This window comes from Cochleicola gelatinilyticus (assembly GCF_001637325.1).
GTDB classification, from domain to species: domain Bacteria; phylum Bacteroidota; class Bacteroidia; order Flavobacteriales; family Flavobacteriaceae; genus Cochleicola; species Cochleicola gelatinilyticus.
Genome location: NZ_LRXL01000037.1, coordinates 1 through 26,258 on the forward strand (window position 1 = coordinate 1; position 26,258 = coordinate 26,258).

General features: G+C 36.2%; 23 protein-coding genes. 6 read left to right on the plus strand and 17 right to left on the minus strand.

Features of this window, described 5'->3' with window-relative positions; genetic code table 11:
* Positions 1–764: 764 nt before the first annotated feature.
* Complete coding sequence (locus ULVI_RS07705; RefSeq protein WP_068591482.1) at positions 765–1,874, plus strand: T9SS type A sorting domain-containing protein; 1,110 nt, start codon at positions 765–767, stop codon at positions 1,872–1,874.
* A gap of 10 nt (positions 1,875–1,884) precedes the next feature.
* On the opposite strand, the gene ULVI_RS15785 is transcribed toward ULVI_RS07705, so the two are convergent.
* From ULVI_RS15785 to ULVI_RS07765, 12 genes are all read right to left on the minus strand, one after another.
* Positions 1,885–2,130: a DUF6095 family protein gene (locus ULVI_RS15785; RefSeq protein WP_082830813.1), complete on the minus strand. Its 246-nt coding sequence runs from the start codon at positions 2,128–2,130 to the stop codon at positions 1,885–1,887.
* Entirely contained in the window at positions 2,108–2,926 is an 819-nt protein-coding gene (gene murQ, locus ULVI_RS07715; protein ID WP_068591485.1) for an N-acetylmuramic acid 6-phosphate etherase, read from the minus strand. Before murQ ends, ULVI_RS15785 begins: the two co-directional genes overlap by 23 nt.
* 17 nt (positions 2,927–2,943) lie before the next feature.
* Entirely contained in the window at positions 2,944–3,744 is an 801-nt protein-coding gene (locus tag ULVI_RS07720) for a DUF4249 domain-containing protein (protein ID WP_068591488.1), read from the minus strand.
* A 3-nt stretch (positions 3,745–3,747) separates the two neighbouring features.
* A complete protein-coding gene (locus ULVI_RS07725; protein ID WP_068591491.1) occupies positions 3,748–6,108 on the minus strand; it encodes a TonB-dependent receptor in 2,361 nt (786 codons plus the stop codon).
* An 81-nt stretch (positions 6,109–6,189) separates the two neighbouring features.
* The gene (locus ULVI_RS07730) at positions 6,190–8,418 is read right to left on the minus strand and encodes an NADP-dependent isocitrate dehydrogenase (RefSeq protein ID WP_068591493.1); all 2,229 of its coding nucleotides are present in this window, start codon (positions 8,416–8,418) and stop codon (positions 6,190–6,192) included.
* 598 nt (positions 8,419–9,016) lie between these two features.
* Positions 9,017–9,367 (minus strand): 50S ribosomal protein L19, encoded by a 351-nt coding sequence (gene rplS, locus ULVI_RS07735; protein ID WP_068591496.1) that lies wholly within the window; start codon positions 9,365–9,367, stop codon positions 9,017–9,019.
* A 271-nt stretch (positions 9,368–9,638) separates the two neighbouring features.
* Positions 9,639–11,432: a DUF885 domain-containing protein gene (locus tag ULVI_RS07740; protein ID WP_068591498.1), complete on the minus strand. Its 1,794-nt coding sequence runs from the start codon at positions 11,430–11,432 to the stop codon at positions 9,639–9,641.
* A 27-nt stretch (positions 11,433–11,459) separates the two neighbouring features.
* The gene (gene trmD / locus ULVI_RS07745; RefSeq protein ID WP_068591501.1) at positions 11,460–12,137 is read right to left on the minus strand and encodes a tRNA (guanosine(37)-N1)-methyltransferase TrmD; all 678 of its coding nucleotides are present in this window, start codon (positions 12,135–12,137) and stop codon (positions 11,460–11,462) included.
* Positions 12,138–12,179: 42 nt separating this feature from the next.
* Entirely contained in the window at positions 12,180–12,635 is a 456-nt protein-coding gene (locus tag ULVI_RS07750) for a GNAT family N-acetyltransferase (protein WP_068592535.1), read from the minus strand.
* Between the two features lie 55 nt (positions 12,636–12,690).
* A complete protein-coding gene (locus ULVI_RS07755) occupies positions 12,691–13,971 on the minus strand; it encodes an AsmA family protein (RefSeq protein ID WP_082830814.1) in 1,281 nt (426 codons plus the stop codon).
* Between the two features lie 141 nt (positions 13,972–14,112).
* A complete protein-coding gene (locus tag ULVI_RS07760) occupies positions 14,113–15,561 on the minus strand; it encodes a glyceraldehyde-3-phosphate dehydrogenase (RefSeq protein ID WP_068591503.1) in 1,449 nt (482 codons plus the stop codon).
* Positions 15,562–15,823: 262 nt separating this feature from the next.
* Positions 15,824–17,218: a S1C family serine protease gene (locus ULVI_RS07765; RefSeq protein ID WP_068591505.1), complete on the minus strand. Its 1,395-nt coding sequence runs from the start codon at positions 17,216–17,218 to the stop codon at positions 15,824–15,826.
* 134 nt (positions 17,219–17,352) lie between these two features.
* Here ULVI_RS07765 and dapF point away from each other — a divergent pair, with 134 nt between their 5' ends.
* From dapF to ULVI_RS07785, 4 genes are all read left to right on the plus strand, one after another.
* Positions 17,353–18,126, plus strand: coding sequence for a diaminopimelate epimerase (gene dapF, locus ULVI_RS07770; protein WP_068592538.1), 774 nt, complete (start codon positions 17,353–17,355; stop codon positions 18,124–18,126).
* Positions 18,123–18,656, plus strand: coding sequence for a GNAT family N-acetyltransferase (locus ULVI_RS07775; RefSeq protein WP_068591507.1), 534 nt, complete (start codon positions 18,123–18,125; stop codon positions 18,654–18,656). The genes dapF and ULVI_RS07775 overlap by 4 nt, the downstream gene beginning before the upstream one ends.
* 24 nt (positions 18,657–18,680) lie before the next feature.
* Positions 18,681–19,724 (plus strand): endolytic transglycosylase MltG, encoded by a 1,044-nt coding sequence (gene mltG / locus ULVI_RS07780; protein ID WP_068591510.1) that lies wholly within the window; start codon positions 18,681–18,683, stop codon positions 19,722–19,724.
* Positions 19,725–20,049: 325 nt separating this feature from the next.
* Positions 20,050–20,700, plus strand: coding sequence for a peptidoglycan-binding protein LysM (locus ULVI_RS07785; protein WP_068591512.1), 651 nt, complete (start codon positions 20,050–20,052; stop codon positions 20,698–20,700).
* A gap of 5 nt (positions 20,701–20,705) precedes the next feature.
* On the opposite strand, the gene ULVI_RS07790 is transcribed toward ULVI_RS07785, so the two are convergent.
* The 4 genes from ULVI_RS07790 to dnaA are packed head-to-tail and all read right to left on the minus strand — an operon-like array spanning position 20,706 to position 24,777.
* Positions 20,706–21,419 carry an SAM-dependent methyltransferase gene (locus ULVI_RS07790; RefSeq protein ID WP_068591516.1) on the minus strand — a complete coding sequence of 238 codons (714 nt, stop codon included), beginning with the start codon at positions 21,417–21,419 and terminating at the stop codon, positions 20,706–20,708.
* Between the two features lie 7 nt (positions 21,420–21,426).
* Positions 21,427–22,809, minus strand: coding sequence for a PQQ-dependent sugar dehydrogenase (locus ULVI_RS07795; RefSeq protein ID WP_068591518.1), 1,383 nt, complete (start codon positions 22,807–22,809; stop codon positions 21,427–21,429).
* Positions 22,810–22,845: 36 nt separating this feature from the next.
* Positions 22,846–23,298, minus strand: coding sequence for a low molecular weight protein-tyrosine-phosphatase (locus ULVI_RS07800; RefSeq protein WP_068591519.1), 453 nt, complete (start codon positions 23,296–23,298; stop codon positions 22,846–22,848).
* 48 nt (positions 23,299–23,346) lie between these two features.
* Positions 23,347–24,777, minus strand: a complete 1,431-nt coding sequence (gene dnaA, locus ULVI_RS07805) for a chromosomal replication initiator protein DnaA (RefSeq protein ID WP_068591522.1) — start codon at positions 24,775–24,777, stop codon at positions 23,347–23,349.
* Positions 24,778–24,981: 204 nt separating this feature from the next.
* Here dnaA and ULVI_RS07810 point away from each other — a divergent pair, with 204 nt between their 5' ends.
* A complete protein-coding gene (locus tag ULVI_RS07810) occupies positions 24,982–25,380 on the plus strand; it encodes an acyl-CoA thioesterase (RefSeq protein ID WP_068591524.1) in 399 nt (132 codons plus the stop codon).
* A 66-nt stretch (positions 25,381–25,446) separates the two neighbouring features.
* Here the strand turns inward: ULVI_RS07810 and ULVI_RS07815 are convergent, their stop codons facing one another.
* Entirely contained in the window at positions 25,447–26,253 is an 807-nt protein-coding gene (locus ULVI_RS07815; RefSeq protein WP_068591526.1) for a glycosyltransferase family 2 protein, read from the minus strand.
* Positions 26,254–26,258 lie beyond the last annotated feature (5 nt).

The following is a 26,258-nucleotide window of genomic DNA, read 5'->3' on the forward strand; positions in this document are numbered from 1 at the left end:
ACTTCAAAAATTAATACTAAAAGAAACTCTTTTTTTTGTTGATTTAAACCACTAAAAACACGCTAATCACAGCATTATTACTGAACTTGAAACAGAGCCGTTTTTAACCGTTAAAACGTTTTAAAATTTATATTAAACGTATCGCTAGGTTAAAGACCCGATAAAATGTCATCTTTTGTTATAGGATTATAATTAGTTGTAATTTACTAGGTAAATCAAGCTCTACTCCCTCAAGGGTATCAAACAGGACGTTTCGCAGTGAAGCTTTTTTGCGAAATGAGGAATTGCATCAAAGAGTAGGTACAAGGTGATGCCTATTGCGCAAAGATCAACTTGCAATACGTATAATGTCATACTGATTTATACTTTCATATTTAAAAATCTCTACTATCTTAAAACAATGTTTCCCCATAGTTTATGTAGGAAATGATGCCAATTTTTTTTATTTCCATAAATGTTTAGTTAAATTAGTGTCACAAAATCAATACGTTATGAAAAAAACTACTTTAATTATTCAGAAATCAATTTCTTTATGTGTCATATTCATGCTGTTTGCAGTAACAACATTGCAGGCATAGTAAGAACGAACTGCTGTAATTCAAGAACCATTTTTAATATTATTAGATCCCGATGATGGTTCGATAATTGATCCTGCATTTATAGATTTAACACCATTAAGTCAAGGAACTCCCAAAGATATATTACAGGTTGGAGAAGAAATTTGGATTTCAGATCAGCTCGAAGATCGTATCGATCGTTTCGATTTGGAAGGTGTCTATGTAAGTACTATTGAAGGAGTAGATGTGGGGCTAGATAATATAAGGGTGCTTGAAATTGTAGATGGTGAAATATGGGTGACCAATGCAGGCTCTAATAATGGTGCTCCCGAAAATGCCATCGTTAGGCTTGATTTTGATGGGGCTCTTATCGGGTTTTATCCTACTACCGACGACGGGTCTATTTTTGATATTATAGATGTAGGTGATGAAGTATATATCTCTTATATAAGTGCAGATACTAAAATTGAAAGACGCGATTATGACGGTAATGTTCTCGGGAATATTGTTGGAGAAGGTGTGGTTAGTTTTATTCAACAAATGGAAGTAAATTCCGAAAATAACTCAATATATGCTGCAGTTTTTAGTTCCTTGGGGTCTAATGATTCTGGTTTGTATGAATTTTCAATAGATGACGGTACTATTCTTAATTATTGGGATGAAGGAGCATTGCGTGGAGTTATAAGTGTTGGTGACGCAGGAAATTTATTGATTTCTTCTGATGCTGGATATCGTCTTTTCGATCCTTCTACAGGGACGAGTACTCCTATTGGTATGGCTGAATCTACCCAATATTTTGGCAGATTAAACCTTGCAGCATGTACGCCTCCAGACACTCCCACTGGTGAAGCTATGCAAACATTTACAGAAGGAGCAACTCTTGCCGATATTGTAATAAGTCCGACCGATGTTACTTGGTTTGCTACGTTAGATGATGCAACGACATTAACTGATCCTCTAGATATAACAACAGAATTAGTAAATAATACCACTTATTATGCAGTTAATATTGTAGACGAGTGTCCTAGTGCTCCATTTGCGGTGACAGTGAATGTGGTTTTAGGTGTAGATGAGTTCGATGCCAGTACTGTAATTATGTATCCTAATCCGGCAAATTCTACTGTTCATATTCGCCATCAAGGGGATGTTATAGAAAATCTGTCTGTATATTCTTTGCTAGGACAAAAAGTGATTGACCTGTCTGTGAATTCTAATGAAATCGATCTGGATATTTCTAGCCTAGCAGCAGCCGTTTATTTAGTGAAATTACAAATTGGCGCGACGCAAAAAGTGGTACAGGTTGTAAAGTCTAATTAATTGAAGCTATTTAATTGTCACCGAAGAGGGAACGCATTATAATTTTTATTCCATTAAAAAGAAGGTAAATTGTTACTATCATAAATGCAATTCCAGGTATTAGTGCGATGTAGATTGGAATTGTGGCTTTGTTCAAGAAAGCAAAGTTGAGAAGATATGTAGTTACTACTAATAAGGGTAAGGCTAGGACCAAGCGTTTTAGCCCCCTTATTAATAGTTTTTGATCGGTGTGGTTATTTGGCATTATAATACGCATTTATTGCTGCTCGTACAGTTCCATTTTTATCTAAAAGTTCCGCAGCTTTATCTTCAGAAATTTGTAATTCATTCATAATCATACGGGTTCCTCGATTCACTAATTTGTGATTGCTTAATTGCATATCCACCATTTTATTTCCCTTAACTTTTCCTAATTGAATCATTGCAGTGGTACTGATCATATTAAGTACTAACTTTTGGGCAGTACCAGCTTTCATGCGAGAGCTTCCTGTAATAAACTCGGGACCTACAACTACCTCGACAGGAAATTTTGCTGTTTTGCCTAACGGACTTCCTTCGTTACACGTGATGCATCCCGTTGCAATATTATTTTTATTACATTCTTCTAAGGCTCCAATTACATAAGGAGTAGTTCCCGAAGCAGCAACGCCAATAACAATATCTTTTGAAGTAATTTTATTCGACTGAAGGTCTTTCCAGCCCTGATCCTTAGAGTCTTCTGCAAATTCCACAGCTTCACGAATGGCGGTATCTCCTCCAGCAATAAGCCCGATGACCATTCCGTGTGGTACGCCAAAAGTGGGTGGACACTCACTAGCGTCAACAATTCCGAGTCTTCCACTTGTACCTGCGCCTATATAAAATAATCTTCCCCCTTTTTTTAAGGTTGATGAAACAATTTCGGTAAGTGCTATTATCTGCGGCATGGATCTTTCAACCGCATCAGGAACTGTTTTATCTTCAGAATTTATATTTTTTAATACTTCCGAAACGTTCATTTTTTCTAAATGATCGTACTTAGAGTCGGCTTCTGTAGTTTTTATAAAAGACATCATACAAAGTTACATTATTATTGAACAGTATAGGATAATACGGAAACTTCAGAAATTCTAAAATATCCTAGAGGGTAATTTTCAAGATTTGTTTCGTTGACGATATTTCCTTTTACGGTTGCGGGTTGTGTTTCGAAAGGACCACCACCGCCAGTTTGTTGTAGTAATAAAGACATATAATTATAAAATTGCTCGTTTACTCCGTATAAGTAAAAATATACATCATCTCCAATTGCTAAATCTTCAGTAACGTATAACGCAAACACTTGATTTCCATTTGTGAACTCATCATCAAAAACGTCACGAACATTTCCTGGAGGTCCTAAGCCTTCAAAAAAGTAAAAGTTTTCTTCACCTACTGGATCGGTATAGAAAGCTTTAAGTTCTATTTCATCTCCTAGAAAACCACCATCGTTGTCTTGTTCTATATATTCTAAAGGAACTACAGTTTGTAATAATTCAGTAGCTGAATATATTTCGGTATTATAAATAACCTGAAGTGTGTAGGCAGTATTCACTTCAGGATTAAAATCTGGAAAACTGTAGAATCCGTCTGAGGTATTTTCTAACGTAAAAACAGCTCCGTTACTGTCTGTTATAGTTACCATGGCATTATTAATAAAGGCGGGTTCATTTTCAAAAAAGGGTGTGGTCAAGCTTATTCTTACTCGCGCAACAGACGAATCATTTTCAACGCTTTTAACAATTTCTGCATCAATTACTAATCTAGGTTCAGCTTCATTTAAATCTAGATCTATTACATCTTCACAAGAAACAAATGGTAAAAAACAAAATACGATAGCTAAAAGTCTCTTCATAGCTTAAAATTTAAAGTTATAGGTTACCGATGGGATAATTCCGAAAATAGACAATTTAACTGCTTCATTTTGATTAATATCTGTGTTTTCTGAAAACGAAATCGAACTAGCATTTTTACGGTTGTAGAGGTTATAAATACTAAAAACCCATTCTCCTTTGAACCTTTTTTCTCTTTTATGTTTAGGTGTCCATGTAGCAGAAATATCTAAATGATGGAACGCCCCCAGTCTACTGCTATTTCTAGATTCATACACTGGAATCGTTAAATCATTATATTGATATTGCCCATTTGGAAACGTACCAGGGCGCCCGGTCTGAAAGATAAAATTCGAGCCAAACGTCCAATGGTCGTTTAATTTATATTGGGATGTGATTGAGATATCGTGTGTTCTGTCCCAAGCAGAATTGTACCACTCTCCATTGTTTATTCCCGTTTCCACTGGAGTTCTTCCGGGGGTTCGTTGCTCACTTTTTGCCAATGTGTAAGCAATCCAACCCTGTAGTCTTCCCGTAGTTTTTCTTAGTAAAAGTTCCACACCATACGCTCTTGCTTCTCCATTTAATAGAACTTGTTCAATAGCATTGTTGGCAATTAGATCAGCTCCATTAACATAATCCAACCGATTTTCAACCTTTTTATAATAGGTTTCTGCTTCAAAAGAAAAATTTTCAAATTCTCTAAAATATCCCATTGCGACTTGATCTGCTAATTGTGGATCTATAAACTGTCCACTTGGGGCATAGATGTCGAATGGAGTTGGAGAACTTGTATTACTTATTAAATGAATGTATTGAGCCGTTCTATTATAACTTGCTTTTAGTGAAGAAACATCATTTAATTGATACGAAATGGCAAATCTGGGCTCTAAGTTTCCAAACGATTTTATAGTGGTATTTCTATCAACTGCAATGGTGTCGATGGGTCTTGCTTTACTGTAGATATCTAATATTTCGTCGTATAGAATAGGATTGTCGTCTTCGTATACATTAATAGCATTTTGCCCCAACCGATTGAACGTTGAAAACCGAATTCCCGCCTGAATTTTTATTTTTTCTGAAACTTCAATTTCACTATCTAAATAAATACCATTTTCAAAAGCAAATTTGTTTGTAAGTTTGCTCGGATTAATACCACTCGTTTCTGAAGTTGGTGTAACCTCGCCAGGATTAAATCTATAATAAATACTATTTAGTCCGTATTGTAATTTCACTTTATTGGTTAGATAGTGCGTGAAATCATATTTTAAATTAAAATTATTAATACCGCTATCGAATTGAAATTCCACAAATTTTAATTCAAGACCGTAATAGTAGTCGGAGTAAATTAAAGAAAGATTGCTAAATAGTTGATTTGAAAATAAGTGATTCCAACGTAGATTTAGCGTTGCGTTTCCGAAGCTATTTGAAAAACTATCGGAAATACTAAAAACATCTCTGCCGAAATATCCCGATAAAAATAATCGATTGTTCTTATTTACATTGTAGCTAACCTTAGTATTTAAATCGTAAAAATAGGCTACATTATCATTATCGAATAGGGGAAGAAATAAATGCGCATAACTACTCCGACCTCCAATAAGAAATGAAGCAGTATCCTTTTTTATGGGACCCTCCAGTAGCAATCGACTTGCGACTAATCCGATTCCTCCAGTGGCACCAAAGTTCTTTTTACTACCATCTTTTTGATAAATATCTAATACGGAGGAAATTCTTCCACCGTATCTGGCGGGAATACCCCCTTTGTAAAGTGTGAGGTCTTTAATAGCATCTGGGTTAAATACCGAAAAGAAACCAAATAAGTGCGACGAATTATATAGTGTAGCTTCGTCTAATAGAATTAAATTTTGATCGGCTGCTCCTCCACGTACATTAAAACCACTCGCGCCTTCACCTGCACTTGTAACTCCTGGTAATAAAGTGATAGCTTTTATAACATCTGCCTCTCCCAAAACTACGGGGATTTTCTTTATAGTACTCGATGATAAAGTGTTAGTACTCATTTGTGGATCTCGAATATTCAACTTTTCTCCATCAGCTTTTACAATAACTTCGCTAAGTTCCTCTGTATTGGTTTCTAGAGAAATATTTAGTGTAATATTTTCAGAAAGTACGACTAATTTCTTTTCAGAAGTGAACCCGATACTTTGAAAATAAATATCATATTCCGCTTCAGGAAGCGTGATAGAATAAAATCCGTATTCGTTGGTAATCGTTCCAGTTTCCAATGCTGGGATAATAACATTAGCTCCAAATAACGTTTCGCCCGACCCCGCTTCAGAAACCGTTCCACTAATCGTAAATTTGCTTTGTCCATAGGAATATAGACTTCCGAAGAGAAAAAAGAAGAGTATTAGATTTTTCAAATTGCAATATCCTTATTAATCCAAAAACATAATTGAGTTGAGTGTTTAAAAAAAGCCTTCAAAACAGAAGGCTTTTTTTAGTTATTTAATCTCAGAGAGAATAGAATTGAGCGTTTTACTTGGTCTCATTTCTTTAGAAACCAATGCTTCGTTAGGTTCATAATAGCCGCCTATATCTACAGAATTTCCTTGTGCAGAATTTAATTCTGAAACGATCTTTGTTTCATTTTTAGCTAATTTTTCAGCAATAGGAGTAAAACGTTTTTTTAAGACATCATCTTTATCCTGATTAGCCAAAGCCTGTGCCCAATAAAGAGCAAGGTAGAAATGACTTCCACGATTGTCTAGTTCGTTTACTTTTCTGGATGGCGATTTACTGTGTTCTAAGTATTTTTCGGTAGCATCGTCTAACGCTTCTCCCATTAAAGTGGCTTTCGGATTATTAAAGGTTTCTCCTAAATGATCCAGAGAAACTGCAAGTGCTAAAAACTCCCCGAGCGAATCCCATCGTAAATGACCTTCTTCTACAAATTGTTGTACGTGTTTTGGAGCAGAACCTCCCGCACCGGTTTCGAATAATCCTCCGCCATTCATTAATGGAACGATCGATAACATTTTTGCACTAGTGCCTAATTCAAGAATAGGGAAGAGATCGGTAAGGTAATCACGTAAAACATTTCCTGTAACAGAAATGGTTTCTTTCCCTTCTTTAACTCGTTCAAGTGTGTATAAAGTAGCCTTCTCTGGAGAAAGTATTTTTATCTCGAGCCCTTCTGTATTGTGGTCTGGAAGGTATGTATTTACTTTTTTAATTAATTCAGCATCGTGAGCACGGTCTTCATCTAACCAAAAAACTGCTGGACTTCCAGTCGCTCTTGAACGATTAACGGCTAATTTAATCCAGTCTTGTATTGGTAGATCCTTTACTTGACACATTCTCCAGATATCACCTTCGGCAACAAAATGTTCTATAAGCGTGTTTCCATTATCGTCTATCACGCTAACAGTACCATTAGAATTGATCTCGAATGTTTTATCATGTGACCCATACTCTTCAGCTTTTTGTGCCATTAATCCTACATTAGGGACAGTACCCATAGTTGTAGGGTCGAAAGCACCATGCTCTTTACAAAAATTAATAGTTGCTTGATATATGGAAGCATAACTACTATCTGGAATTACAGCTTTTGTATCTTGTTGTTTTCCATCTGCATTCCACATTTGTCCAGAAGTGCGTATCATCGCTGGCATCGAAGCATCGATAATTACGTCGCTTGGTACATGTAAATTTGTGATGCCCTTATCGCTATTTACCATGGCTAGATCTGGTTGGTCGTCCATGATCTGTTCGATATCTTTAAGGATAGCTTCTTTTTTATCTTGGGGTAATTCTTCGATTTTAGTAGTTAGATCTCCAAACCCATTATTTACATCCACGCCCAATTCATCAAAGGTAGTTTTGTGTTTTGAAAATAATTCTTTAAAATAGACTTTTACCGCATGACCAAATATTATTGGGTCACTAACTTTCATCATGGTTGCTTTCATGTGAAGTGAAAAGAGTACATTCTTCGCGGCAGCATCTTTTACTTGATCTTCAAGAAACGATAGTAACGCCTTTTTTTCCATTTTGGTAGCGTCTATAATTTCCCCTTTTAAAACAGGAATTGCGTCTTTTAAAACAGTTTTATTACCGGTTGTATCAGTATGGATAATTTTAACGGTATTTGCTTCTTTAAGAGTGACAGAAATTTCGTTATTTCTAAAATCACCATGCCCCATAGTCGCTACGTGCGATTTAGAATCACTATCCCATGCACCCATTCTATGTGGATGTTTTTTCGCAAAATTCTTTACTGCTTTAGGCGCGCGACGGTCACTGTTTCCTTCACGTAGTACAGGATTTACAGCACTCCCTTTCACTTTATCATATTTTGCTTTTATGCTTTTTTCTTCATCGTTCGCTGGATCTTCTGGATAATCGGGTAGGGGATATCCTTTCGTTTGTAATTCATTTATCGCAGCTGTGAGTTGTGGCATCGACGCACTAATGTTAGGTAGCTTTATGATATTTGCATCCGGTTGTTTCGCCAATTCTCCCAATTCACTCAGGGCATCGTTTACTTGCTGTTCTTTTGAAAGAAGATCTGAAAATTGAGCCAAAATACGGGCTGCCAATGATATATCTCTTGCTTCGACAACAATATTCGACGGTGTTACAAATGCTTCAACAATAGGTAAGAATGAATGCGTAGCTAAAGCAGGGGCTTCATCGGTTTTCGTATATATAATTTTGGCTTTTTTTGTCATAAGATAATTTTTTTCAGAAATGCAAATATACATAAATGAGAAGGGTAATAAAAGGTGTAAGTTTTAGTACCTGGAAGTTTATGTTTTTTTTAGGAAACAGTGTTATTAATTTAAGGGAGGAGCTATTATAAGTAAAAACAAGAAAAGCCATAATATGGTATCGCTACCAAACTATGGCTTCTTGAGAAACACATCGTTGCCGACTCATTAGCCGAAGCCAATGTATGCAAGTTTATTAAACCCTTGCAGTCGTGATTTGTTTCTACACTGAATACATGCTGTTATAAAAACAATAACGAAAAGTTATTCTCTATTTTTAAAACATCTGTATTCAACCTTTTTTAATCTCAATCCCAACCATTCAATGAATCGTTGGCATTTCAAACAATTATAAAAAGGGATCTAAAGAACGTTACTTTATAATATCTTCATGATGTTTCCATCAATTTGATAGTATAAATATAAGACACATTTTTAAAATAACAACTATGCGTAATGATTTAGATATGAACCATTTGTGAACATCGCTTATTAACAATTGTTCATAAAAAAAGCGGTTCTATAAGAACCGCTTTTTTTAATATGTTGAGAAAGAGTATTAACTTCTCTTCTCTCTAATTCTTGCTTTTTTACCAGTAAGACCTCTAAAGTAGTAGATACGTTTTCTACGAACGCTACCTTTTTTATTAATTTCGATCTTTTGTAACGCTGGAAGATTCATTGGGAAGATACGCTCTACACCAACAGTTCCAGACATCTTACGAATAGTAAATGTTTGAGTCTGTCCAGTACCTTTAATCTGGATCACCACACCTCTAAAAAACTGTGTTCTTGTTTTTTCACCTTCACGAATTTCGTAGTACACTGTAATCGTGTCACCAGCTCCGAAGTTCGGAAATTCTTTCTTTGTTACAAATTCGTCTTGTACAAATTTTATTAAACTTTCCATTGTTTTAATTTGAAAGGGTTTTGTTTAAAACAACATTCACGTACATCGCCAGAGGTTGGATTAAATCGAGTGCAAAAATAAGTAAATTCTAAGATAGCACAAGTTTTTCACGATAATTATTCGTCTTTTCAAGAATTATCTTTCATAGTGTAACAAAATTTAGGGCGTTTCCCTTAAAAAAGGGTCGGGCTTTCACTACTCGCTTTCTTTACGCTGTCGCTTCAAGAAGAGCTTAAACACACCGTTCAATCCCTAACGCACAAATTATTCGCTACAGTTTTTCCTCAATCCATCGTTCAATTTTATCTTCGAGTAGCGCTAAAGGAACACAGCCAGTAGCCAATACCTGATTGTGAAATTCACTAATAGAAAACTGGTCTCCCAAGGCTTCTTTCGATTTCTTTCGTAACTCTTGAATCTTTAGTTGTCCGATCTTATATGATAAAGCCTGTCCTGGATTCGCCATATATCGTTCAATTTCCGAAGTAATCCCAGCTTCACTTTCAGCTTCATTCTCTAGCGAATACTGTATTGCTTCTTCCCGAGTCCAGCCTTTGCTATGAAGTCCAGTATCGACCACCAATCGAACCGCTCGGTGCATCTCGGCACCCAACATTCCGAAGTACTGATACGGATCGGTATAAAGTCCTAATTCTTTTCCGAGTGATTCACTGTACAATGCCCAGCCTTCTCCATACCCACTGTACCAAAGTGTTTTTCTGAACTTTGGAAGTTTTTCGTTTTCTTGTGTTAATGAAATCTGATAATGATGTCCTGGAATGGCTTCGTGTAAAAATAACGATTCGTCGCTATAGACATTGTATTTGGTCGCGTCTGGAATAGGAGTGTAGAAAATTCCTGGTCTTGTCCCATCTACAGAGCCAGGATTGTATTCTGCACTTGCTGAATTTTCACGAAATGCTTCTGTTTGTCGAACTTCAAACGGAGTTTTAGGCTTTTGATCAAAGAGGACATTCAACTTTGGTTTCATTGTTTCATGAATTGCATTGAAATTGTCGATGATCTCTTTCGGGGTTTTATACGGCATCAACTCTTTGTTATTCCGAACGTAATTAAAAAAGGATTTGAGATCGCCTTCATAACCCACTTCATTCTTCACCTTTTCCATCTCCATAGTAATACGGGCTACTTCATCTAATCCCAGTTGATGAATTTCTGCCGCAGTCATATTAGTTGTGGTGTATAATTTAATTTGGTGCTGGTAATACGCTTCTCCTTCTGGTGTTTCAGCAATACCACTACTTTCTCTTCCAGCCTCCAAATAGTCAGTAGCCATAAAATCATGCAAACTTTGGTAAGCCGGAATTAATTTGTCGTTAATTATACGGGTGTACGCTTCGGTGAGTTCTTGCTTTTCAGTATTAGAAAAAGAATCGGGAAAATTTTTAATAGGCGAATAAAATAAATGATTGTCCAGATTCGGCTCGGTCATTTCCTTTAATTGTGGCAGCACTTTCACGATCAAAGATTTTGGAAGTACATACCCTTGTTGTATCCCTTCGCGCATATTGGTTTCTGCATTTTTCAACCATTCTAAATATCCTTCAAGCCTTTGTAACCAATTGGTGTAATCTGCTACTGTTTTAAAAGGTTGCGCACTTGCACCACTTGCTAATTGTCCCATGAATAAGTTCACCGACCACATCTGATCGATCGGCAGGTATTTATCTTTATTAAAAGACATGGTTTCTAGGTTAATGTTGCATTCCCATTCCAGAATTGCCTTACTCATTTGTTCGGTTTCCGAAAGATCTTTAGAAGAGAATGCGTTTAATTTTTCTTTATACGAGGTGTAATAGGTTCTTAGTTTAGTGCGATACGCTTCCGAAAGAGTATTTGGAAATTGATCGTTAAATCTAGAATCTCCCGCTGTAGTTGCGCTCACCGGATTTAGTTGTAAACCTTCTTCGTAATAATCTTCTAAAAGGGTTGAAAAAGCGGTATTCGAAGTCATGGCAGTTTCAGGCTTCGTTTCAGATTTCTTTCCTTCATTACACGCTGAGAAACTAGCGGCAGTAAGAAGTACTAATAGTATTTTTTTCATGGGTACAACGGGTTCGTGTATATTAAATTAATCTTCTAAAAGGTCTGGACGTAATCGCTCCGTACGTTTGTACGCTTCGTCTTCACGCCATGCTTCGATCTTTGCAGTATGTCCACTTAATAATATTTCAGGAACTTCCCATCCTTTGTATTCGGAGGGGCGGGTGTAAATTGGAGGTGCTAGTAAATTGTCTTGGAAAGAATCGGTTAGGGCACTCGTCTCATCTCCTAATACGCCAGGCAGTAAACGAATTACGGCATCGCAAACAATTGCAGCCGCTAACTCACCGCCACTTAGCACAAAATCTCCCACAGAGATCTCTTTAGTGATAAACTGATCGCGCACTCGTTGATCCACTCCTTTATAATGTCCACAAAGGATAATGATGTTTTCTTTTAATGATAATTGATTGGCAATAGTTTGCTTAAAGGTTTCGCCGTCGGGTGTCATATAGATTACTTCGTCATAGTTTCTTTCAGATTTAAGTTTGGTAATACATTTATCGATAGGCTCGATCATCATGACCATGCCTGCACCACCGCCAAACTGATAATCGTCTATCTGATTGTAATTATTGGTGGAGAAGTCTCTAAGATTATGCATGTGTATTTCCACAAGGCCTTTTTCGATCGCACGTTTTAAGATGGATGCTTCGAAAGGACTTCTTAATAATTCGGGTAGTACGGTAATAATATCAATGCGCATGAGCTGTCTCGGTAAGTATGAATTTTGAGATGTAAAAATAAACTATTTATCTGAACTCTGAATTTCCCAAGCATAATGTTGCACGCCTATATCTTTTTTCCACCCTAGTCGTTTGTATAATTTTTGCGCAGGATTTTCCACGGCAGTTTCAAGTATTAGTCCTTTGCTTCCTTGGTGAATAGCAAATTGTTTAGCGTGTTCTAAAAGAGCCTCGCCAATTCCTTGCTTTCTAGCTTCAGAAGCAACATATAGATCGTTGAGAATGTAGGTGCGCTGCATGGAAACAGACGAAAAGCTAGGGTACAATTGTGTGAACCCTACAAGTTGCTCTTCCGAAGAAAAGGCAATAAAAATTACAGAATCATTTTTCTGAAACCGCTCTGCAAGAAATTTTCGGGCCGCATCGATATCTGAAGTCTGCTTATAAAACACGCGATACGCATCGAATAAGGCAATGAGTTGTTCCAAATGCTGCGAAGTTGCTCGAAGTGTTTTCATAAAAAATCCGTACTTTTTTGAAAGGTACGGATTTAATTTTTTTATCAATTATTGCTTAGTGTTCAGGTTTAGTTTCGTCCGTATTTTCTTGTTTCTGTTCTCCCTCTTTTAATGTATCATTTTCCTCTTCATCTTCATTTCCATCGAACAAGCGTTTAAAAAATCCATCGGTAGTGTCAGCTTTACGTTCGGCGCGACGTTGTTCTCGGCGTTTTTTTCGTAGTTCTCTCTTTTCTTCTCTTGTAAGATTAGGATCATTAAAGGCATCTTCGAAATCGATGTCGTTATCCACCTCGCCTTTGAATGCACTAATCCAAGCGTTTTCAAAAATATTGAATACTGTTGGCCAAACACCCGCTTGTACATTATTCAAGTCGCCTTCAATAGGAACGCGTGTTGCAATGGTGTCGGTCCCTTGATTTTTCAGAATAAATTTAAAGAAACCCACAAATCCCTCCCAAAGCACTCCGAGAAAACCATCTTCTTTACCAATAAGTTTTGAGTTGGTAAGTAACGGTTTCATATACCCTTTCATGTATCCATCGGCAATTGCGATCTCACTATATACTCCCATAGTTCCTTCTTTAAAATCTATTCCGGCATAATGGCGTGTAAAATTGTTAATTGCAGTAACGTCAGCGTCTTCCAAAGAAAAAGCAATATCCATATCGGGAATTTCTTTAATTAGGTTGATGTTACCATCGAGTGATACATTTCCGTTTCCGATAGAAACTCCAGTTGCTTTGACAGGAGAGGGGAGAATGCGTTCTTTTTCTACTACATTTCTTAGGTTGTCTGCGGTAAGTTGAATCTTATTAATTTGGAGATCGATATTAGGATCGGACTCTAACACTACGTAGGCAAAAGTTCCGTCGTGAACTTCAAAGTGGTTAATTTCGAGTGGGACAATGTCTGTAAGGGCTTTGGTCCAGTCGTCGATATCGGCTTCCCCTTCGGCAGGAGTTGTTTTTTGATCTTCTAATACGTAGATTATTTCTGGGCTCATCATTACTACTTCGGCAACGATCTTTCCTTTTAATAAAGACTTCCATTCAACTGAAATATCATTCTTTGGAAAATTGAGAAACGGAACCTGTGTTCCAGCATCGACTTTATTAAGATACATCCCATTAATAACATAAGCACCACGCCATAATGAAATATCTATGTCACTTACTTGTCCATAATACCCTGGGATATCAGCCAATACTTCATTTATATAGTTCTTTGCATAGATAGGTAAGTAGAGTCTACCGGCTATTAGTAAAAGTAAAATAATGATTGGTATTGTATACCTTTTCTTTTTGTAAGGTTTCCTTTTTTTTCTTTCAGTCATAGTTAAGTCGTTGAGACGAAGTAAATTTCGAGGAAATTGTATGTATAGAGGGTTAATGAAGTCATAAAAAAAAAGGTTCGATCAATGACCGAACCTTTTTTTGAACTGATTTTCTACTATAAAAGCTGCTTTCGCACTCAATTAATAATAGGTAAATCGACGTACTTTAGAGATGTATTTAGCTAAGCGAATAACCTGATGGCTATACCCATACTCGTTATCATACCAAACATATAATACAACATCTTTACCATCTTTAGTTACGATAGTAGCGTTACTGTCGTAAATAGAGGGAGCAGAAGATCCAACAATATCGCTAGATACCAATTCATTATTAAGTGAATATTTAATCTGCTCTACTAAGTTGCCTTCTAAAGCATATTTCTTCATAATAGAGTTGATCCCATCTTTAGAGGTCTTACCTTCTAATTCTAATTTTAGAATTGCTAATGAACCGTTTGGCACTGGTACACGAATCGCATTAGAAGTTAATTTCCCTTCAAAAGAAGGAAGTGCTTTAGAAACTGCAGATCCTGCTCCTGTTTCGGTGATTACCATATTTAATGCAGCAGCACGACCTCGACGGTATTTCTTATGCATATTATCTACAAGGTTCTGGTCGTTTGTGTAAGCGTGAATAGTTTCTAAATGACCGTGAACTACACCTAACGAATCCTCTACTGCTTTAAGAATAGGTGTGATTGCATTAGTAGTACAAGAGGCTGCAGAGAAAATATCTACTTCATCTGGGTTGTATTCGGCGTGGTTTACCCCGTGAACAATATTTGGAATTCCTTTTCCAGGTGCCGTTAATAACACTTTTGAAACCCCTTTAGCAACTAAATGACGACTCAAAGCTTCTTTATCTCTAAAAGCACCAGTGTTGTCTATTACGAGTGCATCTTCAATTCCGTATGACGTGTAATCGATATCTTCGGGAGCATTGGCTGAGATAATATGTACTGTAGTTCCGTTAATTACGAGCGCTTTGTTTTCAAGGTCTACACGTACTGTACCTGGAAAATCCCCATGTACCGAATCGTACTGTAGTAACGACGCTCTTTTTTCTAATACTGTTTGGTCGATTGTGCCCCGAGTCACAATTGCCCGTAGGCGCATTTGGTTTCCTTGACCTGTTCTCGTCATTAGTTCTCTGGCTAATAATCTTCCGATTCTTCCGAAGCCATATAAGATAACATCTTTAGGAACAATGTTTTCTTTGTCTTTTGCATCTTTTAATTTTTCAGAAACAAATGCAAGAGCATCGGTATACTTATTGTCTTCTAAGTGATACTCGTAGGTTAATTTCCCGATGTCTAATTTTGCAGGAGGTAGATTCAATGTTTTGATGGCTTGGGCGATCTCAACAGAATCGAAAATCGAAATTGGTTTTTGAACGAACTCACCTGCATATTCGTGAAGATTAAGAATCTCACTAACGTTGCGGTCTATTAATTGATTTCTGAAAATTACCAATTCTATGGACTTGTCGTACCAAAGATCACTGATAATATTAATAAATTCGACGGTTGCCTTGCGGCGATCGGTTTGAAAAGACAGTTCTTTTTCATAAACGTCATCAAAACTCATAGTGGTGTGGATTTAAGATCTCTGCAAGCAAAAATCAAGGTTTAAAATTTTGCTGCAAAAGTAACGATTTCAATCGTTTTCGGGAAGTAAAACTGTAAAATAAATACGCCTCTGAAAGATTTGTGAAAACAAAAATAGGGCAGTCTGATATAGTATGAGTTTTAGATAGGGTGCATTAGAATAAATAAACGTGTTTTCTGAAACCAAAATAACCCTGTTTATTGTAAAAACAGGGTTATTGAAGAATTAAATCTTTTTTATTTTATCTAAAAATAAACGTATTAGCTTCTCCTTTTTCAGTAATAAAAGACATTTTAATTGGAGCAGAAAAATCTCTAGCTGCCATTACTCTTTTTACATCTTCGATATCTTCAATTTTCTGATCATTTATTTTCGTAATTAAAATGCCAGAAAGGTTGTATTGTGCAATATCTCTAGTTAATGGTTTTGTAACAATTACTCCATTAGAAACTCCTCGACTTGCAATTTCTGCCTTAGTAGCGTTTTTAACCTCCAAACCTAAATAGTCAATCTCGTAGGTTTCTAATTTGATTAATGTTACAGGAACTGTCTTTTGTTTTCCATTACGTAGCAAGGTAACATTTACAACATCGTTAGGTCTTTTAGAACCTAAATATCCTGATAGGTCAGAGAATTTACCTACCGTAATACCATCTAATTCTTTAATGATATCGCCTTTCCTAATTCCACTTTCATCAGCGCCACTTCCTTTTTCTATTCCACCTACATAGACTCCTTCAGTTTCACTAATTCCTAGGTTCCTAGCTCTTTCTGAATTTAAATTACTTCCTTGAATTCCTAAAATTCCACGTTGTACATTACCGTACTGCATGATATCTTCAATAATTTTTCGAGCATTATTCGAAGGTACAGCGAAAGAATAACCAACATACGATCCAGTTTCACTTGTAATAGCAGTATTAATCCCTACTAGCTCTCCACGTGTGTTCACTAAGGCACCACCACTATTTCCTCGATTCACAGCGGCATCGGTTTGAATAAACGATTGCGGGTTACCATCAAATTCATTTAGATCTCTTGCTTTAGCACTCACAATCCCTGCTGTTACAGTTGAGGTAAGATTAAATGGGTTTCCTACGGCTAATACCCATTCTCCTAGTTTTAGCATGTTCGAATCACCAAACGCAATAGAAGGAAGATCTACTTTAGCATCAACTTTAATAAGAGCAATGTCCGATTTTGGATCAGTGCCAATAAGAGTGGCTTTATATGTTTTGTTATTATTCAAGGTAACTTCTAGCTCGGTAGCATTGGCGATTACATGATTATTGGTAATTATGTGACCGTCTGGAGAAATAATTACACCACTTCCCGAACCAATTCGTGCTTTGGGTTGCCCTGTACCATAAATATACTCCATCATATTAGTAGGTTGTTCTGTAATCGTCATGTTTTTGACGTGAACGACAGCATTTACAGTTTTTTCTGCGGCTTGAGTAAAATCTATATCAAGTGCCTCGGTACCGTACGAATCGTAGGTAGTAGGTATAAATGAAGTTGTATTGTTTTCAGGAATAAAAGAAACTCCCTCTTCTTCAGTGAAAAATTTATAACCTCCTAAGGTTACAGCACCTGCTAAAAGTGCGACAACGAATAATCGAATGGTCTGTTTCATATACTTTAATTTTTTAATTATACATAAGGTAACAATTATTAGACGATACTATTTTAAAAATATTTCAGTTTTAACGTCCATTTAACAAGAGCGAAATGAAACAAGTCCACATGGCTTTTTATACCTTTGCGGCTATGGAAATCCCATTTCACAAATATCAAGGCACTGGAAACGATTTTATCATCATAGATAATCGCCAAATGTATTTCCCCAAAAATGATACCAATCTGGTTGCCAGTATGTGTGACCGTAAATTTGGCATAGGTGCCGATGGTTTGCTGTTATTGGAAAACCATGATAGTGCCGATTTTAAGATGGTGTATTATAATTCTGACGGAAACTTGAGTACGATGTGCGGGAATGGAGGCAGATGCATAGCTCATTTTTCTAATTATCTTGGTATTTCAAAAGAAAATGCTTTTTTTGAAGCCGTTGATGGTATGCATGAAGCATCTATATTAGGTAATACTGTATCACTCAAAATGAACAATGTTACTAAAATTGAAACTTCAGAAAAGGTAGCGTTTTTAAATACTGGATCACCACATCATGTACAATTAGTGGAAGATGTAACCAGATATGATGTTTTTTCAGAAGGAAGAAAAATTAGAAATGATCGCTACGGAAAGGAAGGTGCTAATGTAAATTTCGTTACGCAAACTGATACCGATACATTTTCAGTAAGAACGTACGAACGGGGAGTAGAGGATGAAACATTGTCCTGTGGCACGGGAGTGACTGCAGTAGCTATTGCTATGTTCGAAACAGGAAAAACAACCCAACAAAAAGTAACGCTTAATACACAAGGAGGTGTGTTACAGGTTTCTTTCAGTAAAGAAAATGGAATTTACAAAGAAGTATTTCTAGAGGGGCCTGCCATTCGAGTATTTAAAGGAACGTGGGCATGAGTGTTAGTTTAAAAGCAGATGGGGTAGTGTTAAGAGCTCTCGAGCCCGAAGATATTGATTTCTTATATCGACTAGAAAATGATGAAAAAATATGGGAGTTGAGTAATACTATGGCGCCCTATTCAAAATTTATTTTAAATCAATATTTGGAGAATGCGCATCGTGATATTTACGATGTAAAACAACTGCGCTTAGTTATATGTTTAGAAGCAGTGCAGGAACACCCTATAGGATTTATAGATTTATTCGATTTTGACCCCAAAAATCAGCGAGTGGGTGTCGGAATTATTATTTATGACGATAAAGACCGAAATAAAGGCAATGCCCGAATTGCATTAAATTTAATTATACAATACGCATTTAATCGATTAGAGCTGCACCAAATTTTTGCAAATATTACTGAAGACAATACAAGGAGTATGCTTCTTTTTGAAAAAGCAGGATTTAATAAAGCTGGAATAAAAAAGGATTGGGTTCGTTTCGAGACCGGTTTTAAAGATGAACATATGTATCAATTAATTCGCAAGTAAATTTTTTACAAATAAGTTAAAAGCATGTATTTAAAAAAAATAGTAGTTGCCGTTGCTTTACTAGGGCTAGTTATCATGGCAGGGTTTGCTTGGTATGTTTATAACGCAGTATTTATCCCTAATACTGCATTTAATAATACGGAAGCACACATATATATTCCTAGCAATGCATCATTTTCTGAAGTTTTAGAAGAAGTAGCGCCGCTTTTAGAAGATATTGATTCTTTTGAAGCTGTTGCAAAACGAAAAGGGTATAGCACCAATATAAGACCCGGACACTATATTATTAAAAAGGGAATGAATAATAATGACCTCGTTAACACCTTACGAAGTACGAATGTTCCGATTCAAGTAAAATTTAACAATCAAGAACGTTTAGAGGATCTTGCGGGGCATATTTCAAGACAGATTGAAGCGGATAGTGCTTCGTTGATTCAGACAATGCGAGAGTCTAAATTTCTTTCAAGCAATGGATTTTCTGAAGCGACTGCTCTTGCGATGTATATTCCTAACACCTACGAGTTTTATTGGAATAGTAGTGCTGAAACTTTTCGTGATAAAATGAAAACTGAATATAATCGCTTTTGGAATGAAACGAGAATAAATAAAGCTAATGCGTTGAATCTTACTAAAGTTCAAGTTATGTCATTGGCTTCAATTGTACAAAAAGAAACAGCTAAAACCGACGAACGTCCACGGGTTGCTGGGGTTTATATAAATCGTTTAAAAAAAGGAATGCTTCTGCAAGCAGACCCGACTGTTATTTATGCAAAGAAAAAAGCAGAAAATGATTTCGATCAAGTGATTAAACGTGTGTTATATAAAGATCTTGAACTAGATTCTCCTTATAATACATATAAGTTTACAGGAGTTCCTCCTGGACCTATCGCAATGCCCGATATCACCTCTATAGATGGGGTGCTAAATTATGAAGACCATGATTACCTTTATTTTGTAGCCAATGTTACAAATTTTGGATATCATAAATTTGCTAAAACATTAGCGCAACACAATCGTAATAAAGCCGAATATGTGCGTTGGGTGAATGCAAACGGCATTAACCGATAGAAATTTTTAAAACACATCTTCAAAATTTTATTTTATAAGATGTACAAAATGCATATAGTCGTTTTAATTTATCCATTTATCGGAATAATGATTGTTCATGGTTAAGATGTTGATAACTATGAAGTTAAAAGTTGTTAATCTTCAATTTTAGAATCAAATCCTTTTTTATTTTTGCGCTTAACTTTATGTAGGAATTCCCCTCAATACGGGTGTGTTCTAATATTAACATTTTTTAACGGTCTGTAATTCAGATTTATAAAAAAAGGTGTATCTTTGCACGCCGAAATTTAGGTATGAAAATTCTCACCTAAAAGCAAAAATAGATATGAAACGAAATCTTTTACAAGCAGTAGTTCTTCTTATCGTTACTATAGTAGTAGCTTCAGGATTTACCTATAAGAAGAAAGTAGATTTGTCACGGTTTAAAATAACCGAAGATGTGTATGTGTATCATGTTCCAACAGAAGAAGAGGTTTCTTTGTACCCAGAACCTGTCGCATTGCCACAATATCAATTATTTCTAGGTAAAACTTATTTGGGCTTTAAAGAAGCACTAGGGTTTAAAGAGTCAAGAGGTGATTACAGAATTGTTAATCAATTTGGTTATTTGGGAAAATACCAATTTGCACAGACAACTCTTCATATGATTGGTGTTTATAACACAGAAAATTTTATAAACGATACTAGTTTACAGGAGAGCGCCTTCGAAGCATACACTTCAAGAAACAAATGGATCTTACGTCGGGATATTAAAAGGTACCGGGGAAAATATATTGGAGGTGTAAAAGTGACAGAATCTGGAATATTAGCAGCAGCACATTTAGCTGGAGCAGGGAATGTCAAAAAATTTCTTCGCAGTGGAGGAACTATTGGGTTCAATGATGCTTTTGGAACTTCAATTAAATATTATTTAAAGAAATTTTCGGGATACGATACGTCTCATATCCCTGCAAATCAAAAGGCAAAAGTATTATAGCATTTTTACTTTTGAAGAATGAATAAGGTCGGTCTTTTATGGAGGTCGACCTTTGTTTTTTTCCACGTTTCTGCAGTAGCCGTTTTTATGTATTCTGAAGGCAATGTAATATCACAAGCCACACAGATCTTAGTTTGTGGATGTAACGTAGCAACTAAACTTTCTAGTAACTGATTGTTGCGGTACGGAGTTTCAATAAAGCTCTGCGACTGGTCTTCTTCGATCGAACGTCGCTCTAATTTTTTAATAGCTGTTTTACGTTCCGATTTATCGATTGGCAAATACCCATTAAAAGCAAAATTTTGACCGTTAAATCCACTCGCCATCATTGCCATAAGAATCGAGGAGGGGCCAACTAGTGGTACTACTTTAATTCCTTTTCGATGTGCCTCAGCAACCACACCAGCACCAGGGTCGGCAATACCAGGACAACCGGCATCCGATATTACACCAACATCATAACCCTCTAAACATGGTGTTAGCATTTTGGGAATATCTTCTTCATTAGTAAACTTGTTAATCATTTCCAGTTTTAAATCTGGTTGTGATTTACGTGGAACGATACTCTTAATAAAACGTCTTGCATTTTTTTCATGTTCTACAATGTAATAATCGATGTGTTCCACTGCTTTCTTAACCAAAAGCGGTAAAACTTCTAGAGGTGGAGTTTCTCCTAGGGTGCAGGGTATAAGATATAGATTTCCTTTTTGGGGCTGCATAAGTACGTTATTGAATGAGTAATTTCTTCACCTGCGTGTCTCCAGCTTCGGAAGTGATTTTTACCAAATATATTCCATTGCTAAAACCTGACAGAGAAATTTCCTTATTAGTTGTAGAAATTGCTTCTTCAGAAAACAATAAGCTCCCTTTTAAGTCGAAAATTGAAATAGAACGAACACGCTCATTTTTAAAATTCAGTATAACCTTATCTGAAGCTGGGTTAGGAATAAGTGAAAAGTCTTCTGTTGTAAATTCAGAAGTGGATAATGTTTCCGAAGTAACTCGATAAATAGTTCCGCCAAGGCTTAAAATGTATAATTCCTTATTTACATCCTCTCCAAAGGATACCCAGTTGTTTCCTCCAAAAGTTTCTTGTTCAGTTAAATTGCCTTCAGCGTCTACAGTCCCTATAAGTCCACTGCAATAATCTGCGAAAAAGTAGAGTCCGTAATTTTCGGGAAATGCACTTCCTCTATAAACATAGCCTCCTGTAATAGAACAATGAGGGGATCCGCCTGCAGAAGAATATTGTGCAATAGGAAAGGTGAGGGTGCTGTCATCAGGGCAATTGGCTGTATTAAATGGGGCATTTCCTTCATAGCATCGCCATCCATAATTTAAGCCTGCTTGAGTAGCTGATGCTCTGTCTATTTCTTCTACAGCACCTTGCCCTACATCTCCGATCCATAAATCATTTGTTTCAGAATCGAATGAAAATTTCCACGGATTTCTTAATCCGTACGCCCAAATCTCGTTACGTCCGTCTGGATCTGCTATAAACGGATTGTCTGCAGGTATTCCATAATTATTTCCATCGGATGGGTTATCCACATCAATACGTAATAATTTCCCTAAAAGTAACAAACGATTTTGTGCGCGATTATCTGTGTCTCCACTACCTCCACCATCTCCAGATGATATATAAAGATATCCGTCGGCACCAAAAGCCATACATCCTCCATTATGATTTCCAGAAGGTTGGATGTAGTCTATAATATCTAATTCTGAATTAGGGTCGGCTATATTTGCATCGCCAGCGCTTACATTAAAACGGGATACTTGGGTATTGCCATTTGTATCGATATAATTCACATAGAAAAATCCATTTGAAGCATATTCTGGGTGAAAGGCAAGTCCTAGTAATCCACGTTCGTTTCCAGTTGAGATCTGACCGCTGAGGTTTAGAAACGGTGTTGGCAATACAGATCCATCGGCATCAATAACTTTAATTAACCCTCCTTGTTCCACGACAAATAGACGTTCATCTCCAGCATGTTGAAGGTTGACAGGGCTATTAAAATCACTTTTAAATAATTCTATAGATATTTCTTGAGCCAAAAGAGAGTAAAAGGGTAACATGCATAATAGCAAAGGGACTAATTTTTTCATAGCGAGAAGTATTTTTTTAAAAGTAATGAAATATTATTACAATCTGCGTGCAATCGATTCACAGGCTTGATCTAACATATTGTAAACATTTGCAAAACCAGCATCTCCTCCATAGTAAGGATCTGGAACATCGACATTCTCTCCAGGAAAAAGTTCGTCTAAAATGCGTTGTACCTTTTTCTTTTCAGCTTCTGTGTTTGCTAATTTAATAACGTCTTTGTAATTGCTGTTATCCATCACAAAAATATGATCATAGATCTCAAAATCGTAAGTGGAGAATTGTTTCCCGCGTTGATTTGTGATATCAAGACCGTTTTCTTTTGCAATTTCGATACTTCTTGGATCGGGAAGATCGCCTACGTGCCATCCGCCAGTTCCAGCAGATTGCACTTCGAATTTAGAAAGGTCAAGTTTCGATTTTAAAATGCCTTCAGCTAAAGGAGATCGACAGATATTTCCTAAGCATACCATAAGTATCTTTGTTTTCATTTCTGAAAAGTACAAATTAAAATGAAAATTTCCGAAGGAATAAAAAGGTTAGAGCGTCAATTTTTTATTGAGGTCTTCTACGTATTTTCTGAATTGCTTATCGGTACTTGAAAGATTGTCAACTGTTTTACATGCATGCAAAACTGTTGCATGGTCTCGTTGCCCAATTTGAGAGCCAATTGAAGCCAAGGATGCTTTTGTAAATTTCTTCGCAAAGAACATTGCTAACTGACGCGCCTGTACGATATGTCGCTTTCGCGTTTTAGACTGAAGCGTATCCACATCCATTTGAAAGTATTCACTAACTACTTTTTGAATATAGTCGATAGAGACTTCGCGTTTAGTATGCTTTACATAATTGTCTACGATCTTTTTAGCAAGTTCGATCGTAATGTCTTTTTTGTTGAAAGAAGAATGAGCGATTAAAGAAATAATTGCGCCTTCTAGTTCACGAATATTTGTCTTAATATTATTGGCTAAGAACTCAACAATATCTTCTGGCATTTCAACACCGTCACGATATAGTTTGTTTTTAATAATTGCAACACGTGTATCGTAATCTGGGTGATTTAATTCTGCAGAAAGCCCCCATTTAAATCGAGATAATAAGCGTTGCTCAATGTCGATCATATCAACCGGAGCCTTATCACTAGTTAAAATAACTTGCTTTCCATTTTGATGTAAATGGTTAAATATATGGAAGAATACATCTTGAGTTCCTGCCTTTCCTGAAAGTAGTTGAATGTCATCCACAATTAGTACATCGATGATCTGATAAAAATGAATAAAATCGTTTCGATTGTTCTTCTTAACCGATTCAATGTACTGTTGCGTAAATTTTTCAGCAGAGATATATAAAACGGTTTTCTCTGGGTATTTATCTTTAATTTCTACACCAATAGCATGTGCTAAATGCGTTTTACCTAAACCAACGCCTCCAAATATAAGCAATGGATTAAAAGAGGTTCCCCCTGGTTTATTTGCTACTGCGAGACCAGCGGAACGTGCCAAACGATTCGACTCTCCTTCTAAAAAATTATCGAAATTATAACTCGGGTTTAATTGCGATTCGATTTTTACATTTCGAATGCCAGGTATGATAAAAGGATTTTTAAGTTCTGGACTTTTATTCTTCAAAGGAACATCAACTTCTTGAGAAGATTGATAATTGCTCCGATTCGAACTTGGAATTTTTTCTGTGAAAGGTTGTTTATTTCCGTAGGTATTTTCCATTTTGATGATGTACACCAATTTGGCAGAAGTACCTAACTCTTTCGTTAATGCTACTTTTAATAATTTCACATAATGTTCTTCGAGCCATTCGTAAAAAAATTTACTGGGGACCTGAATGCTTAACGCATTGTCGGTAAGCTTTACAGCTTTTATTGGTTCGAACCAAGTTTTGTACGCTTGTGAAGTTATGTTATCTTCAATAAAGGACAAACAATTGTTCCAAACCGATTCCGCAGTTTTGCTCATAGTAATTATTGAAATTATTAGTTAGTTTTTTGAATTGATCAAGAAATAAAAAGTGCAGACACTAAACAGTTTCTTAATGGTGCAAATATGTGAACAAAAAAATGAAAAAAAAAACGGTTTGGGTATTGAATTTCTTATTTTTTTTACGCATACTTCATTATCGTTAAAGCTACGAAAAAAGTTCCTTTTTAAAGACCAAACGCCGTGAAAAAAAATCTTACAAAATTAAGAGTTAGATATGCAGAAACCGACCAAATGAGAGTTGTTTACCATGGAAATTATGCACAATATTTAGAACAAGGACGCACCGAATGGCTAAGAGAATTGGGGCTTTCGTACAAATGGATGGAAGAAAATAACATACAACTCCCAGTAATAAACCTACAAATTAATTTTAAGCTTCCAGCACGGTATGACGATGTTATTTGCATTACAACTAGGCTTAAGGAAATTCCTACAATTCGAATTTCATTTGAGTATGAAATTCATAATCAAAGCAATGAACTTTTAGTAACCGCATCTACCGATTTAGTATTTATAAATACCACTACAAATAAGCTCATGAGAGCCCCTAATTTTTTGTTAGAAAAACTAGTAAAATAGTTAAACAGATTTTTAAATTAATAAAATAAATTATGGGGGATCATTTTCATTTTATCCTCACATTATTTAAAGATATTGATCGATTCCTTTGTCAATGTAGGTGAGTTGCTTTTCGGTTGTTTCTTTTTCAATTATCCGGTTTATCTCAATGTGACTTTTATTTTGCTCATGATGGTAAATATGATAGGCGATTCCTTTAAATTTTAAGCGTTTTCCCTGCACCCCATTATTTATCATTCGCTGGATCATTTCACTATCGTCGATACCCCAACCCGTAAGCGATTCGTTAAAACCATTCACTTTTATAAAATCTTCTCGCCAGAACGACATATTACAGCCACGTAACTTTGAGGAGCGTTCGTTTTCTTTTTTGCGATTATTGGCTAGTAATGGAATACGAAGGGTACGTCCTCTTTTTTTTATCCCACTGGAAAACAAATTAAAATGAAGTTGTTTTTTTTTGAAAAGTGTTTCCAAGTACGATTCTTGAATATTCACTCGGCTTCCGTATAAAAAAGTATTCTTTTCGGCAAGCGAGAGATGGTCTTTAACAAAATCCTTATGCATGATTATATCTCCATCGATCTCTACAATGTATTCATAGTTTGCACTAGCAATCGCCTTGTTCATGATTGCAGGCTTCTGATTTTTGTTGTCCTCATGCCATATATGATGGAGTGGAACCGGAAAATCTTTTTGAAATTTTTTAATCAGTTCGGTGGTTTCTTTCCGGGAGCCATCATCGGCAACGATCACTTCATCGGGAAGGTGTGTTTGGTGTTTGGCACTTAATAATAGCAATTCTAAAGCCTCAGGCCAATTGTACGTTGGAGTAACGAGCGAACATTTCGGAAAGGCAGTGTCAGATTTCATACGTT

Excerpts from the sequence above, each read along its gene's own strand:
- ULVI_RS07730 (WP_068591493.1), bottom strand. The coding sequence starts at position 8,418 with ATGACAAAAAAAGCCAAAATTATATATACGAAAACCGATGAAGCCCCT.
- ULVI_RS07815 (WP_068591526.1), bottom strand. The coding sequence starts at position 26,253 with ATGAAATCTGACACTGCCTTTCCGAAATGTTCGCTCGTTACTCCAACG.
- ULVI_RS15785 (WP_082830813.1), bottom strand. The coding sequence starts at position 2,130 with ATGCGTATTATAATGCCAAATAACCACACCGATCAAAAACTATTAATA.
- mltG (WP_068591510.1), top strand. The coding sequence starts at position 18,681 with ATGTATTTAAAAAAAATAGTAGTTGCCGTTGCTTTACTAGGGCTAGTT.
- ULVI_RS07795 (WP_068591518.1), bottom strand. The coding sequence starts at position 22,809 with ATGAAAAAATTAGTCCCTTTGCTATTATGCATGTTACCCTTTTACTCT.
- ULVI_RS07740 (WP_068591498.1), bottom strand. The coding sequence starts at position 11,432 with ATGAAAAAAATACTATTAGTACTTCTTACTGCCGCTAGTTTCTCAGCG.
- dapF (WP_068592538.1), top strand. The coding sequence starts at position 17,353 with ATGGAAATCCCATTTCACAAATATCAAGGCACTGGAAACGATTTTATC.
- ULVI_RS07785 (WP_068591512.1), top strand. The coding sequence starts at position 20,050 with ATGAAACGAAATCTTTTACAAGCAGTAGTTCTTCTTATCGTTACTATA.
- rplS (WP_068591496.1), bottom strand. The coding sequence starts at position 9,367 with ATGGAAAGTTTAATAAAATTTGTACAAGACGAATTTGTAACAAAGAAA.
- murQ (WP_068591485.1), bottom strand. The coding sequence starts at position 2,926 with ATGTCTTTTATAAAAACTACAGAAGCCGACTCTAAGTACGATCATTTA.
- ULVI_RS07760 (WP_068591503.1), bottom strand. The coding sequence starts at position 15,561 with ATGAGTTTTGATGACGTTTATGAAAAAGAACTGTCTTTTCAAACCGAT.
- ULVI_RS07765 (WP_068591505.1), bottom strand. The coding sequence starts at position 17,218 with ATGAAACAGACCATTCGATTATTCGTTGTCGCACTTTTAGCAGGTGCT.
- ULVI_RS07755 (WP_082830814.1), bottom strand. The coding sequence starts at position 13,971 with ATGACTGAAAGAAAAAAAAGGAAACCTTACAAAAAGAAAAGGTATACA.
- ULVI_RS07790 (WP_068591516.1), bottom strand. The coding sequence starts at position 21,419 with ATGCAGCCCCAAAAAGGAAATCTATATCTTATACCCTGCACCCTAGGA.
- dnaA (WP_068591522.1), bottom strand. The coding sequence starts at position 24,777 with ATGAGCAAAACTGCGGAATCGGTTTGGAACAATTGTTTGTCCTTTATT.
- ULVI_RS07750 (WP_068592535.1), bottom strand. The coding sequence starts at position 12,635 with ATGAAAACACTTCGAGCAACTTCGCAGCATTTGGAACAACTCATTGCC.
- ULVI_RS07800 (WP_068591519.1), bottom strand. The coding sequence starts at position 23,298 with ATGAAAACAAAGATACTTATGGTATGCTTAGGAAATATCTGTCGATCT.
- ULVI_RS07775 (WP_068591507.1), top strand. The coding sequence starts at position 18,123 with ATGAGTGTTAGTTTAAAAGCAGATGGGGTAGTGTTAAGAGCTCTCGAG.
- trmD (WP_068591501.1), bottom strand. The coding sequence starts at position 12,137 with ATGCGCATTGATATTATTACCGTACTACCCGAATTATTAAGAAGTCCT.
- ULVI_RS07720 (WP_068591488.1), bottom strand. The coding sequence starts at position 3,744 with ATGAAGAGACTTTTAGCTATCGTATTTTGTTTTTTACCATTTGTTTCT.